Genomic DNA, 12,346 nt, shown 5'->3' with positions numbered 1-12,346 from the left:
CCGGGCTTCAGCAGCCCTTCCTGCTCCGCAGCGTCGATGATGCGGGAGGCGATGCGGTCCTTCGACGATCCGCCGGGGTTCAGGTACTCGAGTTTGACGAGCACCGTCGCCGCGATCCCGTCGGTCAGCCTGTTGAGCTTCACGAGAGGGGTGTCGCCGACCAAGTCAGTGATGGTCTCTGCGTACTTCACGGGCTCCACCGTAACAGGACGGCCGCGGCGGGCGGCCTCTGTTACCTCCGCGCATCCGCGCCCGCCGCCTAGAATCGCTTGCATGCCCGTGTCCGACCTCTCCCCCGTGGCCCAGGACTACCTGAAGATCATCTGGTCGGCCACCGAATGGGCGGGCGATCCCGTCACGGTCAAGCAGCTGTCCGAGCGGATGGGTGTGCGCGCCGCCACGGTGTCCGACGGCATCCGCCGGCTCGCCGACCAAGGGCTGCTCGTGCACGAGCCGTACGGCGGCATCGAGCTGACCGAGGCCGGGCGGCTGGGCGCGGTCGCGATGGTGCGCAGGCACCGGCTGATCGAGACGTTCCTCGTGGAGGAGCTCGGCTACGGCTGGGACGAGGTCCACGACGAGGCCGAGGTGCTCGAGCACGCGGTCTCCGACGAGCTGGTCGACCGCATCGACCGCCGGCTCGGCTACCCGGCCCGCGATCCGCACGGGGACCCGATCCCGACCGCGGACGGCACGCCGCGCCGTCCGGAGGCGGTGCCGCTGCTCTCCGCCGACACCGGCGTCCCGCTCACGATCGTCCGCATCTCGGACGCCGACCCGGCCGTGCTGCGCTACCTCGCCGAGCGCGGGCTCGGGCTGGATGCGCTGGTCACGGTGGACGAGCATCGCGAGTTCGCCGGGGACGTCACCGTGCGCGTCGGCGGCGAGCCGCTCGTCCTCGGCGCGACCGCCGCCTCCGCCGTCTGGGTCGCCGCCCGCTGATCCCTCCGCCCGCCGAGCGGCGCCTTAATGTCACTACTCGCCGCGAAAAGTGACATGAACCTGCCACTCGGCGGGCGGGAGCGGGGGTCAGGCCGCTCCGGTGAGGGTGAGGACGACGAGCGCGAGGTTCAGAACGACCACGAGCGCCGCGACCAGACCGCCGGCGACGCGCACCCACGTCGCGTCCGCCCGCTCGCCCATCACCGCGCGGGATCCGGTCAGCCGCAACAGCGGGATCATCGCGAACGGGATGCCGAGGCTCAGGAACACCTGCGAGAGCACCAGCGCCCAGGTCGGGTCGACGCCGAGCGCAAGGATCACGACGGCCGGGATGAGCGTGACCACCCTGCGCGCGAGCAGCGGCACCCGCACCCGCAGCAGGCCGCCCATGATCGTGGCGCCCGCGTAGCTGCCGACCGAGGTGGAGGCGAGGCCGGACGCCAGCAGGCCGATCGCGAAGATCGCGCCGATCACGGGCCCGAGCGCGGCGCTGATCGCGGCGTGCGCGCCCGCGATGCTGTCCGTGCCGTCGATACCGGAGAGCGAGGACGCCGCGAGCAGCAGCATGGCGATGTTCACGGCGCCGGCCAGGAGGAGCGCGAGCAGCACGTCCAGCCGGGTCGCCCGCAGCAGGGTGCGCACGCGGCCGGCGTCCCCGCTCAGCCCGTGCCGGTCGCGCGCGAGCGCGGAGTGCAGGTAGATCGCGTGCGGCATCACGGTCGCGCCGAGCATGCTCGCGGCCAGCAGCACGGTCGACGCCCCGTCGAAGCGCGGGACCAGGCCGCCCGCCGCCGCGCCCCAGTCCACGGGGCTGACGACCAGCCCGGCCAGGAAGCCGACGGCGATCACGCCGAGCAGCGCGCAGATCACGACCTCGAACGGCCGCTGCCCGTGCCGGGACTGCACGGCGAGGATGCCGATGGCCGCGATCCCGACGATCAGGCCGCCGAGCGGCAGCGGCAGGCCGAACAGAAGGTTGAGGGCGATCGCCCCGCCGATCACCTCGGCGATGTCGGTGGCGGCAGCGACCAGCTCCGCCTGCGCCCAGTAGGCGCGCCGGGCGCCGGTGCCGAGCCGCGCCCCCAGCAGCTCCGGCAGGCTGCGGCCGGTGACGATGCCGAGCTTGGCGGACTGGTACTGCACGAACACCGCGATCGCGTTCGCGGCGACCAGCACCCACACCAGCAGGTAGCCGTAGCGGGCGCCCGCCGTAAGGTTCGCGGCGACGTTGCCCGGGTCGACGTAGGCGATGGCCGCGACGAACGCGGGGCCGAGCAGCAGGAGCAGGCGCAGCGGGGCCCGCGTCGGGCGTTCCCGCACCTCCAGCGCCATTCCTCGCCCTCCCTCACCAGAATGTTAGCCCAGCCTAACACCGCGCGCTGACGCGCGATCGTCCCCGTTCGGGACGACTGTCCGTGCGCGAGCATCCCCCGGACGTACCGGGCAGGCACAGTCGCGGGGCGGGTGGGACGGACGGGTTACGGCTCGGGGGTGAGGGCCGCTGCGGTCTGCTCGCGGTAGAGGCGGGAGTAGACGCCGCCGAGCTCCAGCAGCTCGCGGTGGCTGCCGCGCTCCACGACCTGGCCGTGGTCGATCACGAAGATCACGTCGGCGGCGACGATGGTGGAGAGCCGGTGCGCGATCGCGATGGTCGTCCGCCCGCGGGAGGCGGTGTCAAGCGCCTGCTGCACGACACGCTCGGAGATCGTGTCGAGCGCGCTCGTCGCCTCGTCCAGGATCAGCACCTCCGGATCCTTGAGCAGCACGCGCGCGATCGCGATGCGCTGCTTCTCGCCGCCGGAGAGCCGGTAGCCGCGTTCGCCGACCACCGTGGAGTAGCCGTCGGGGAAGCCGACGATCGTCTCGTGGATGTTCGCGAGCCTGGCCGCCGCCTCCAGCTGCTCCTGCGTCGCGTCCGGCCGCGCGTAGCGCAGGTTCTCCGCGATCGTGGCGTGGAAGAGGTAGGTCTCCTGGCTGACCACGCCGATGTGCGAGACCAGCGAGTCCTGCTGCAGCTCGCGGATGTCGGCGTCGCCGAACAGGATGCGCCCGCTCGTCGCGTCGTAGAACCGCGGGATGAGGTACGACACCGTCGTCTTGCCGGCGCCGCTCGGCCCGACGAACGCCGCGAACTGCCCGGGCTCGATCACGAACGACACGTCGTCGAGGGTGTTCCGCTCCCCCTCCCGCGCGTCCGGGTAGCGGAAGACCACGTGCTCGAACTCGATGCGACCGAGCCCGCGCGCCGGGTCGACCGGCACCGCATCCGGCCGGTCCGCGATCGCCGGCTTCAGGTCGAGGTACTCGAAGATGCGGGCGAAGAGCGCCCCGGAGGTCTGCAGGTCGAGGGCGACCCGCATCAGCGCGAGCAGCGGGAACAGCAGCCGCGCCTGCACGGTGGTGAACGCCACGATCGTGCCCGCGGTGATGTCCGTCGCTCCTCTGAGGATCAGCCAGCCGGAGACCAGGTACACGATCGCGGGGATGGAGGACAGGAAGATGTTCACCATCGCGAAGAACCACTGGCCGCTCATCGCCTGCGACACCTGCAGCCGGATCTGGTTCCGGTTCTCGCCGGAGTAGCGCTCCACCTCGGCCGCCTGCCGGTTGAAGCTCTTGGAGAGCAGGATGCCGGACACGCTCAGCGTCTCCTGCGTGATCGCGGTCATGTCCGACAGCGACTCCTGCGTCTTGGTCGCGATCCGCGCGCGCACCTGGCCGACGCGGCGCTGCGCGATCACCAGGATCGGCATCAGGATCACGGCCACGATCGTCAGCTGCCAGTTCAGCAGCAGCATCGCCACCAGCGCCGCGATCACCGTGACGGTGTTGCCGAGGATGCTGGACATCGTGTTCGTGAGCACGCTCGCGACGCCGCCGACGTCGTTCTGCAGCCGGGACTGGATGATGCCGGTCTTGGTCTTGGTGAAGAAGCTCAGCTCCATCGACTGCAGGTGGGCGAACAGCCGAACCCGCAACGCGCCCATCACCTTGTTGCCGACCGTCGCGGTCAGGTACGTCTGCCACACCCCGAGCAGGGCGGAGCCTACGAAGACCACGATCATCAGCACGACGATCTCGATCAGCACCGGCATGTCCGGCGAGCCGCTCTTCGGGAACAGGCCGTCGTCGAACGCGCGCTGCGTCAGCAGCGGTGGGACGACAGACAGCGCCGCACCGATCAGGACGAGCGCCATCGTCACGATGATCGCCATCCTGTGCGGCGCGAAGAGCGTCACGATGCGGCGGAACAGGTGCGGGATCTTCGGCGCCGTCGCGTTGAGCGCCTTCTGCGCCTCCGCGTCGCTCGCACTGACGCGCGAACGCATCCCGCCTCCGCCCATCCCGCGCATCCCGCTCACGGATCACAGCCTAACTCCGCTGGTCTCGTCCGATCGCGGGCGGCCCGTCGTGACCGAACCGCAATGCAAGCGCTTGACGTAAACGCTTGCAGCGGCGAGACGAGTGGGGGTACGGTGTCGACGGGCGCGTCCGCGCTCGCACCAAGAGCTCAACGAGGAGTGAAATGAAAGCAGCACGTCTCTCCGTGATCGCCGGTGTGGCCCTGGTCGGGCTGGCCCTGGCGGGATGTACCGGCGGCGGATCCGGAGGCAGCGGGGGCGGAGACGCCAACGCCAACCTCACCGGCAAGGGTCCGATCACCTACGTGCAGGGCAAGGACAACTCGAATGTCGTCCGTCCGCTCATCGAGAAGTGGAACGCCGCCCACCCGAACGAGAAGGTCACCTTCAAGGAGCAGACCGACCAGGCCGACCAGCAGCACGACGACCTCGTGCAGCACTTCCAGGCCAAGGACTCGAACTACGACGTGGTCGACGTCGACGTCGTGTGGACCGGTGAGTTCGCCGCGAAGGGCTGGCTCCAGCCGCTGAAGGGCGACTTCAAGATGGACAACTCGGCGCTGCTGGCGCCGACCGTCAAGTCGGGCACCTACAACGGGACGCAGTACGCGGCCCCGCAGACCTCCGACGGCGGCATCCTGTACTACCGCAAGGACCTGGTCCCCACCCCGCCGAAGACGTGGGATGAGATGCTCAAGGACTGCGACATCGCCAAGGCGAAGGGCATCGGCTGCTACGCCGGTCAGTTCGCCCAGTACGAGGGCCTGACCGTGAACGTGGCCGAGGCCATCAACACCAACGGCGGCACCATCGTCGGCGACGACGGCAAGACCGTCACCGTCGACAGCTCCGAGGCCAACGCGGGTCTGACCCGCCTGGTGGACGGCTTCAAGAACGGGCAGATCCCGGCCGAGGCCATCACCTACCAGGAGGAGCAGGGCCGCCAGGCGTTCGAGGCCGGCAAGCTGATGTTCCTGCGGAACTGGCCGTACGTGTACAACCTGGCCAAGACCGACGGCTCGTCCACGGTCAAGAACACCTTCGGCATCGCTCCGCTTCCCGGCATCACCGCCGACAAGCCCGGCGTCTCGAGCCTGGGCGGCCACAACGCGGCGATCAGCGTGTACTCGAAGCACAAGGCCACCGCGTTCGAATTCCTGAAGTTCCTCCAGAGCGAGGAGACCCAGAAGTTCTTCGTGACGCAGGGCTCGCTGGCCCCTGTCCTCTCGTCGCTGTACGACGACGCGGGCCTGAACCAGCAGCTGCCGTACCTGTCCACCCTGAAGACGTCGATCGAGAACGCGGTGCCGCGTCCCGTCTCGCCGTTCTACCCGGCCATCACCAAGGCCGTTCAGGACAACTCCTACGCCGCCCTCAAGGGCGACAAGTCCGTGGACCAGGCACTGAAGGACATGGCGTCGGCCATCAAGACCGCCAGCTCCGGGCAGTAACGCCCGTCGCGGTCACCGGGCGGCGGGAGCCCTCCCGCCGCCCGGTCCCCCTACCCACTGCAGTTTCCCGGAGGCAGCACATGTCAGCGTCGAACGTCGTCGCCCCGTCATCAACGAAGAACCGGCCGCCAGAGCAGCGCGCCGGAGTCAAGCACAACCGCCGCCAGCAGAGTCGCTGGGCCTTCTACCTGATCATCCCCACGCTGATCCTGCTCGCCGTCGTCATCGGCTACCCGATCGTGAGCGCCGTCGTCATGTCCTTCCAGAAGGACGCCGGCCTCGACCCCGCGACCGGCCTGTTCGTGCAGGGCGGCTTCGCCGGTTTCCAGAACTACGCCCACTGGCTGTTCCAGCAGTGCGCCGGCCCGAACGGCGAGACCATCAGCTGCCCGCCGGGCAACCTCGGCTCCACCTTCTGGAGTGCGGTCGGCGTCACCTTCTTCTTCACGGTCACCACGGTCGTCCTGGAGACCGTGCTCGGCCTCTGGTTCGCGCTCATCATGAACCGCGCGTTCCGCGGCCGCGGCTTCGTCCGCGCGGCCATCCTGATCCCGTGGGCGATCCCCACCGCCGTCACCGCGAAGCTGTGGTTCTTCATCTTCTCGGTCGCCGGCGTCGCCAACGCCATCCTGAACACGCACATCCTCTGGACGAGCGACGAGTGGGCCTCCCGCTTCGCGGTGATCATCGCCGACACCTGGAAGACGACGCCGTTCATGGCGCTGCTCATCCTGGCCGGCCTGCAGATCATCCCGGAGGACGTCTACGAGGCGGCGAAGATGGACGGCGCGTCCACCTGGCAGCGCTTCTGGCGGGTCACCATGCCGCTGCTGAAGCCCGCGCTCATGGTCGCTGTGCTGTTCCGCGTGCTCGACGCGCTCCGCATCTACGACCTGCCGCAGATCCTCACCGGCGGCGGCGGAGGAACGGGCCATGCCACGACGACACTGTCCATCCTCGTGGTCGATCAGATCAGGCAGGGCTTCAACAGCGCTGCCGCCCTCTCCACCATCACGTTCATCCTGATCTTCCTGGTCGCGTTCATCTTCGTGCGGTTCCTCGGCACGAACGTGGTGCGAACACAGGAGACGCAAGCGAAGGGAGCGAAGGGATGACCACCGTCGCCGGCCCCGCGTCCGCAACGGCGGAGGCGAACGCCCTGCCCCGCACGCGCACCAAGAACCGCACCAAGTCGCGCAACCGCAACCAGAGCATCCGCACCATCGTCCAGGCGATCGTGATCGTGCTGTGGTGCCTGCTGCCGTTCTACTGGATGGTCGTCACGTCGTTCCGCGACGTCGGCTACACCAACGACAACACGCCGTGGTTCACCCACGTGACGCTGGACAACTACGTGACGGCGCTGTCGACCAACCTCGGCAACCACCTCGGCCAGGCGCTGCTGAACTCGCTGTTCATCGGCGTCTGCGTCACGGCGATCTCGCTCGTGGTCGGCATCTTCGCCTCGTACGCGCTCGCCCGCCTCGAGTTCAAGTTCAAGGGCATCATCCTGGGGATCATCCTGGCCGCCTCGATGTTCCCCGGCGTCGCGCTCATCACCCCGCTGTTCCAGCTGTTCACGAACATCGGCTGGATGGGCACCTACCAGGCGCTGATCATCCCGGAGATCTCGTTCGCGCTGCCGCTGACGGTCTACACGCTCGTCTCGTTCTTCCGCGAGATGCCGTGGGACCTGGAGGAGGCCGCGCGGATCGACGGCTGCACGCAGGCGCAGGCGTTCCGGAAGATCATCCTGCCGCTGGCGGCGCCCGCGGTGTTCACCACCGCGATCCTCGCGTTCATCTCCTCGTGGAACGAGTTCCTGATCTCCAGCCAGCTGTCGAGCGACGCGACGCAGCCGGTCACGGTGGCCATCGCCTCGTTCACCGGCAGCCAGCCGCACCAGGAGCCGTACACGGCCGTCATGGCGGCCGGTACGATCGTGACCGTGCCGCTGATCATCCTGGTGCTCATCTTCCAGCGCCGGATCGTCGCGGGCCTGACCGCAGGTGGAGTGAAGGGCTGAACGGATGCGCTGGAACGATCCGCTGGAACTCGTCGACGTCGGTCTCGGCTTCGTCGGCTTCTTCGGTGTCGCGTTCCTGATCATCACCGCGGCCTGCGAGCTGACCGGGCAGCCCGCGCTCGCCTGGGCGCTCACGACGCTCGCGCTCGTCCTCGCCTTCATCGCGCTCTGGCAGGCGCGCCGTCGCATCCTGACGGCGCGCCACCGGGCGGAGGAGGCGCGGCTCGGGCAGGACTCCTGACCGGGCACGGCGATGGCAGGAATCGAGGAGGTCGCGCGCGCGACCGGAGTCTCCACGGCCACGGTCTCTCGCGCGCTGCGGGGGCTCCCGAACGTCTCCGACAAGACACGCGCCGCGGTGCGGCGCGCGGCCGACGAGCTCGGCTACGTCGCGTCGTCGAGCGCGTCGGGGCTCGCGAGCGGCAGAACGCTCGCGCTCGGCGTCGTCGTCCCGTCGGTGAGCCGCTGGTTCTACACGCAGGTGCTGGAGGGCGTCGACGCGGAGCTGCGCTCGGCCAGCTACGACATGATCCTGTTCAACCTGGGCGGTCACCGCGGCGACCGTGAACGGGTGTTCCACCGCAGCATCCTGCGCAAGCGAACGGATGCGCTCCTCGCGCTGTGTCTGGACTTCACCGCGGACGAGCGCGAGCAGTTGGCGACGCTCGGGCATCCGACCATCGTCGTCGGTGGGCCGGTCAAGGGCCTGCGCAGCGTCGGCATCGACGAGAAGGCGACCGCCCGAGCGGCGACGGAACACCTCATCTCGCTCGGCCACACGGAGATCGCGCATCTCGGCGGGGAGGACGAGGAGGGCCTGAACAGCAACGTCCCGCTCGGCCGGCTGCGCGGCTTCGAGAAGGCGATGCACACGGCCCACCTTCCGGTGCGGCCCGAGTGGGTCATCCCTGGCGGGTTCTCGCTGCCGGAGGGCCGCGCAGCGGTGAACCGGCTGCTGGAGCGACCCGGTCCCCGGCCGACCGCCATCTTCGCCGGTTCGGACGAAATGGCGTTCGGCGCGATTCTCGCGGCCGGCGACCACGGCCTGCGAGTGCCGGAGGACATCTCGGTGATCGGCATCGACGACCACGACTATGCCGAGAGCTTCGGCCTGACCACTATGGCGCAGAGCCCGTTCGACCAGGGTGCACTGGCGACCCGCATCCTGCTGGACGAGCTCGGCGGCGCAGAACCGCGGGCCCGCTCGGTGCGCGCGGACGCCCACCTCGTCGTCCGCAGCTCCACTGCGCGACCCCCGAAATGACCGGCCCGCGAGCGTTGTGAACGTGAACACGCGTTTCGTCTGAAATAATGACAGTGCCGGCCGCCGGCCGATCGCGCCTTTCGGGTAGGCACGATCGCGCGCCGATCGCCGGTCCGTTCCCAACTCCTAGACGGTGACGGGAAGAGCCGCCCTGCCTAGGAACGGGGCGGCTCTTCGTCTCTCCAGCCATCGCTTCCGGAGTTCTTCACGCAACACGCCGGGCGCGAGGGTGAAGAACTCCGGAAGCGTTTGCGAGGGGCGTCAGTCGGCGTCGGCGACGGCCAGGACCTCCGCCTCCTGCTGCTGCGTCTCCTGCGGCGCATCCACGCGCTTGAGGTGCTTGTGGCCGATCATCACGAGCGCGACGGCGATGAGCACCGAGATCGCGCCGGCGTAGAACGGCGTCGACGGGCTGATGGTGTCCGCGAGCAGCGTCGCGGCGGGCGGGGCGATCGCGCCGCCGAGGAACCGGACGCCGGAGTAGGAGCTCGACGCGACCGAGCGCGGCAGGTCCGTGGCCTCCATCACGCACTCCGTGAGCACGGTGTTCAGGATGCCGAGGAGCAGACCGCCGACGATCACGCAGACGATCAGCGCGACCAGCGACGAGCTGAACAGACCCGCCGCAGCGAGGTCGATCGCCAGCAGCGGCATCACCAGCCACAGCACCCGCGTGCGCGGCAGGCGCGCGGTCAGCAGCGGGGCGACCCACACCGACGTGACCGCGAGCGCGACGCCCCAGCCGAAGAAGATCAGGCCGAGCGTGATCGCGTCCTCGACGCCGAGCGGCACCAGCGCGAACGGCGTGTAGGCGAGCAGCACGAAGAAGCCGATGTTGTAGAACAGGGCCGCCGCGGCGAGGAAGCCGAGCGCCGGCCGCGCGAGCGCGCGGAACGGCGCCGAGAGCTTCGTCGGCGTCGGCTTCTCCGGGTTCTTCTTGAGCATCGTGATGATCGCGACGAAGCCGATCGCCATCAGGGTGGCAGTGCCGAAGAACGGGCCGCGCCAGCTCCAGCTGCCGAGCAGTCCGCCGAGCAGCGGGCCGATCGCGATGCCGAGGCCGAGCGCCGCCTCGTAGAGGATGATCGCCGCGGACGTCCCGCCGGACGCGGCGCCGACGATGGTCGCGAGCGCGGTGGAGATGAACAGCGCGTTGCCGAGGCCCCAGCCGGCGCGGAAGCCGATGATCGACTCCACGTTCTGCGAGAGCCCGGCCGCCAGCGCGAAGATCACGATCAGCGCGAGGCCGATCAGCAGCGTGCGCTTGGCGCCGATCCGGCTGGAGATCCAGCTCGTGAAGAACATCGCGGCGCCGGTGATCAGCAGGTAGCTCGTGAAGAGCATCTCGGTCTGCGTCGGCGTCGCCTGCAGGCTCTTGGCGATCGCGGGGAGAATGGGGTCGACCAGGCCGATGCCCATGAAGGCGATGACCGACGCGAACGCGACGGCCCAGACGGCGGTGGGCTGCTTGAGAATGTTGTCCGGTTTCTCGTGGGACATGGAAAGGCTGAGGCTCCTGAAGGTTCGGTGGATGGGTGTGGACGCCGGGCGCGCGGGCGCCGGCCGGTCAGCGGCCGGTCAGCGACCGGTCAGCGACCGGAGAGCGCGGCGGAGGCGGCGACCGAGAGATCGGCGCGCGACGCGATGACCTGGACGGTGAGGGTCATCGCCGCGAGCTCGTCCTCGGTGATGTCGGCGAACATCGGGACGAGCGCGTCGGCGAGGGTGTCCCGCCAGTCCTGCAGCGCCGCGGCGCCCTTCGGGGTGAGCGCGATCTGCCAGGCGCGCGCGTCGTCGGTGTCGGCGATGCGCTTGACCCACTCGGACTCGACGAGGTTGCGGACGATCTTGGTCATCGTGGGCTGCGAGACGCGGCTCTGGGTGGCGAGCTCGCCGAGGCGCATCGGGCCGGCGCTCTGCAGCACGCTGAGGGTGCGCCAGGTGGCGGGCGACTCGGTGCTTCCGGTGACGCGTGCCGCGATGCGGGTGAGCCGGTGGCTCGCGACGACGAGGTCGCCGAGGGTCTGCCGGAGGGCTGCGGTATCGGTTTCTGCTGTGGTCAGGGATTCGGGCACGGCGACCATTTTATATAGCTCACCTATATAAATCAAGAGGCGCGGGTCGCCAGCAGGACGGCCTGCCGCGATTTCTCTGGCGCCTCCGGCTCGCGCAGGAGCTCGGCCGTGGGCGCGAACCCGGCCGCCAGCAGGCGCTCGCGCACCCGGGCCGGACGCTGCCTCCTGGTGCGCAGGTCGATGTCGTGCCCGTACGCGCGCGTCAGGTGCACGACGTCCTCGTCCGCCTCCTCGCTCACCTGGAACGCGAGCAGCAGCCGGCCGCCTGGCCTCAGCACGCGCGCGAACTCGGCGAACACCGCCGCCTGGAGCTCCTGCGGGACGTGGATGATCGAGTACCAGGAGAGCGCGCCGGCGAGCGACCCGTCCGCGTACGGCAGCTCCGTCATGCTGCCGACCTCGAACGGGATGACGGGGTGCTCGGCGCGTGCCACCTCCACCATCCGCGGGGAGAGATCGAGGCCGCGCACGTCGACGCCGAGCCCGGCCAGGTACGCGGCGATGCGGCCCGGCCCGCAGCCGAGGTCGGCGACCGGTCCCCCGCCGTCGCGGGCGACGTGCTCGGCGAACGCGCCGAGCAGCGCGCGGTCGAGCGGCTTGTCCGCGAGCTCGTCGCGCAGCAGGTCGGCGTAGTCGGCGGCGACGATGTCGTAGGCGGCGCGGGTCGCGTCCAGGTCGGTCATCCGCCCAGTGTATGGCCGGCGTTCCGGGTCCCCGGGCCGGGACGCGGAAGCGCCCCCGGCCGTGGCCGGGGGCGCTTCGTGGTGGGTCTACCGCAGGTACCTGTCGTAGAGCAGGGTCCTGCGGTACAGATCCGGCGGGTGGGCGCCGCTGTCGCGGTCGTCACCGTGCAGGAGCGCGGACCCGAGTCCGCGCAGCGTGGAGGCGTACTGCCGCCATCTGTTCATCGTGGTTCTTCCTTACGGTTGTGCGTCCTTGCACACCGATCAAGCGGGCAGGCGTGATCGGACGCGGTGGATGGTGAGCATCCGCGCCCGTGCGTCTTAAACGCACGGAGGGCGTCGCCCCGTAGCGGGGGCGACGCCCTCCACAACGCGGACACTCTCTTGCGAGGAGTCCGCGTCGCGCACGTGTCCTAGGACACGAAGACGAGCCTGTCAGCCTGTCGTAGAAGAGCCCCGATGGGGCGTCGACTACTTGAGGGTGATGGTGGCGCCAGCCTCTTCGAGCTGGGCCTTCGCCTTCTCAGCGGTCTCCTTGTTGGC

The 12,346-nt window shown here is 69.6% G+C and carries 14 protein-coding genes; 6 read left to right on the top strand and 8 right to left on the bottom strand.

Annotation, left to right across the window (positions count from 1 at the left end; translation table 11 throughout):
* A partial coding sequence (locus tag ACTHMF_RS00275; protein ID WP_440315821.1) for a pyridoxal-phosphate dependent enzyme occupies nt 1-191 on the bottom strand: 191 nt, incomplete at its 3' end.
* An 82-nt stretch (nt 192-273) separates the two neighbouring features.
* Between ACTHMF_RS00275 and ACTHMF_RS00270 the strand changes: the two genes are divergently transcribed.
* Nucleotides 274-942, top strand: coding sequence for a metal-dependent transcriptional regulator (locus ACTHMF_RS00270; RefSeq protein ID WP_314147701.1), 669 nt, complete (start codon nt 274-276; stop codon nt 940-942).
* An 87-nt stretch (nt 943-1,029) separates the two neighbouring features.
* Here ACTHMF_RS00270 and ACTHMF_RS00265 read toward each other — a convergent pair whose 3' ends face one another.
* A complete protein-coding gene (locus ACTHMF_RS00265) occupies nt 1,030-2,274 on the bottom strand; it encodes an Nramp family divalent metal transporter (RefSeq protein ID WP_440315820.1) in 1,245 nt (414 codons plus the stop codon).
* Between the two features lie 146 nt (nt 2,275-2,420).
* Nucleotides 2,421-4,295, bottom strand: a complete 1,875-nt coding sequence (locus ACTHMF_RS00260; RefSeq protein ID WP_440315823.1) for an ABC transporter ATP-binding protein — start codon at nt 4,293-4,295, stop codon at nt 2,421-2,423.
* A 173-nt stretch (nt 4,296-4,468) separates the two neighbouring features.
* Between ACTHMF_RS00260 and ACTHMF_RS00255 the strand changes: the two genes are divergently transcribed.
* The 5 genes from ACTHMF_RS00255 (at nt 4,469) to ACTHMF_RS00235 (ending at nt 9,045) form a co-directional block, all read left to right on the top strand.
* Complete coding sequence (locus ACTHMF_RS00255) at nt 4,469-5,755, top strand: ABC transporter substrate-binding protein (RefSeq protein ID WP_440315819.1); 1,287 nt, start codon at nt 4,469-4,471, stop codon at nt 5,753-5,755.
* A gap of 80 nt (nt 5,756-5,835) precedes the next feature.
* Nucleotides 5,836-6,870 carry a carbohydrate ABC transporter permease gene (locus ACTHMF_RS00250; protein WP_440315818.1) on the top strand — a complete coding sequence of 345 codons (1,035 nt, stop codon included), beginning with the start codon at nt 5,836-5,838 and terminating at the stop codon, nt 6,868-6,870.
* Nucleotides 6,867-7,781 carry a carbohydrate ABC transporter permease gene (locus ACTHMF_RS00245; RefSeq protein WP_314147697.1) on the top strand — a complete coding sequence of 305 codons (915 nt, stop codon included), beginning with the start codon at nt 6,867-6,869 and terminating at the stop codon, nt 7,779-7,781. Before ACTHMF_RS00250 ends, ACTHMF_RS00245 begins: the two co-directional genes overlap by 4 nt.
* Before the next feature lie 4 nt (nt 7,782-7,785).
* On the top strand, nt 7,786-8,022 hold the full coding sequence (locus ACTHMF_RS00240) for a hypothetical protein (protein ID WP_314147696.1): 237 nt from the start codon (nt 7,786-7,788) through the stop codon (nt 8,020-8,022).
* A 12-nt stretch (nt 8,023-8,034) separates the two neighbouring features.
* Nucleotides 8,035-9,045 (top strand): LacI family DNA-binding transcriptional regulator, encoded by a 1,011-nt coding sequence (locus ACTHMF_RS00235; protein WP_314147694.1) that lies wholly within the window; start codon nt 8,035-8,037, stop codon nt 9,043-9,045.
* 261 nt (nt 9,046-9,306) lie between these two features.
* Here the strand turns inward: ACTHMF_RS00235 and ACTHMF_RS00230 are convergent, their stop codons facing one another.
* The 5 genes from ACTHMF_RS00230 to ACTHMF_RS00210 form a co-directional block, all read right to left on the bottom strand.
* Complete coding sequence (locus ACTHMF_RS00230) at nt 9,307-10,545, bottom strand: MFS transporter (RefSeq protein ID WP_314147693.1); 1,239 nt, start codon at nt 10,543-10,545, stop codon at nt 9,307-9,309.
* An 89-nt stretch (nt 10,546-10,634) separates the two neighbouring features.
* Nucleotides 10,635-11,120, bottom strand: coding sequence for a MarR family winged helix-turn-helix transcriptional regulator (locus ACTHMF_RS00225; protein WP_314147692.1), 486 nt, complete (start codon nt 11,118-11,120; stop codon nt 10,635-10,637).
* A 32-nt stretch (nt 11,121-11,152) separates the two neighbouring features.
* Complete coding sequence (locus ACTHMF_RS00220) at nt 11,153-11,803, bottom strand: methyltransferase domain-containing protein (RefSeq protein WP_440315817.1); 651 nt, start codon at nt 11,801-11,803, stop codon at nt 11,153-11,155.
* 87 nt (nt 11,804-11,890) lie between these two features.
* Nucleotides 11,891-12,028, bottom strand: coding sequence for a hypothetical protein (locus tag ACTHMF_RS00215; protein ID WP_314147689.1), 138 nt, complete (start codon nt 12,026-12,028; stop codon nt 11,891-11,893).
* A gap of 246 nt (nt 12,029-12,274) precedes the next feature.
* On the bottom strand, nt 12,275-12,346 hold a 72-nt coding region (locus ACTHMF_RS00210; protein WP_440315822.1), incomplete at its 5' end, for a ribosomal protein L7/L12.

This window comes from Leifsonia sp. (assembly GCF_051955155.1).
In the GTDB taxonomy this organism is placed as follows: domain Bacteria; phylum Actinomycetota; class Actinomycetes; order Actinomycetales; family Microbacteriaceae; genus Leifsonia.
The sequence above is the reverse complement of the archived record's forward strand: the minus strand, read 5'-3'. Positions and strand labels throughout refer to the sequence as shown.

Coding starts and splice junctions, on each gene's coding strand:
- ACTHMF_RS00220 (WP_440315817.1), bottom strand. CDS start 11,803: ATGACCGACCTGGACGCGACCCGCGCCGCCTACGACATCGTCGCCGCC.
- ACTHMF_RS00240 (WP_314147696.1), top strand. CDS start 7,786: ATGCGCTGGAACGATCCGCTGGAACTCGTCGACGTCGGTCTCGGCTTC.
- ACTHMF_RS00260 (WP_440315823.1), bottom strand. CDS start 4,295: ATGCGCGGGATGGGCGGAGGCGGGATGCGTTCGCGCGTCAGTGCGAGC.
- ACTHMF_RS00215 (WP_314147689.1), bottom strand. CDS start 12,028: ATGAACAGATGGCGGCAGTACGCCTCCACGCTGCGCGGACTCGGGTCC.
- ACTHMF_RS00270 (WP_314147701.1), top strand. CDS start 274: ATGCCCGTGTCCGACCTCTCCCCCGTGGCCCAGGACTACCTGAAGATC.
- ACTHMF_RS00245 (WP_314147697.1), top strand. CDS start 6,867: ATGACCACCGTCGCCGGCCCCGCGTCCGCAACGGCGGAGGCGAACGCC.
- ACTHMF_RS00265 (WP_440315820.1), bottom strand. CDS start 2,274: ATGGCGCTGGAGGTGCGGGAACGCCCGACGCGGGCCCCGCTGCGCCTG.
- ACTHMF_RS00235 (WP_314147694.1), top strand. CDS start 8,035: ATGGCAGGAATCGAGGAGGTCGCGCGCGCGACCGGAGTCTCCACGGCC.
- ACTHMF_RS00250 (WP_440315818.1), top strand. CDS start 5,836: ATGTCAGCGTCGAACGTCGTCGCCCCGTCATCAACGAAGAACCGGCCG.
- ACTHMF_RS00255 (WP_440315819.1), top strand. CDS start 4,469: ATGAAAGCAGCACGTCTCTCCGTGATCGCCGGTGTGGCCCTGGTCGGG.
- ACTHMF_RS00230 (WP_314147693.1), bottom strand. CDS start 10,545: ATGTCCCACGAGAAACCGGACAACATTCTCAAGCAGCCCACCGCCGTC.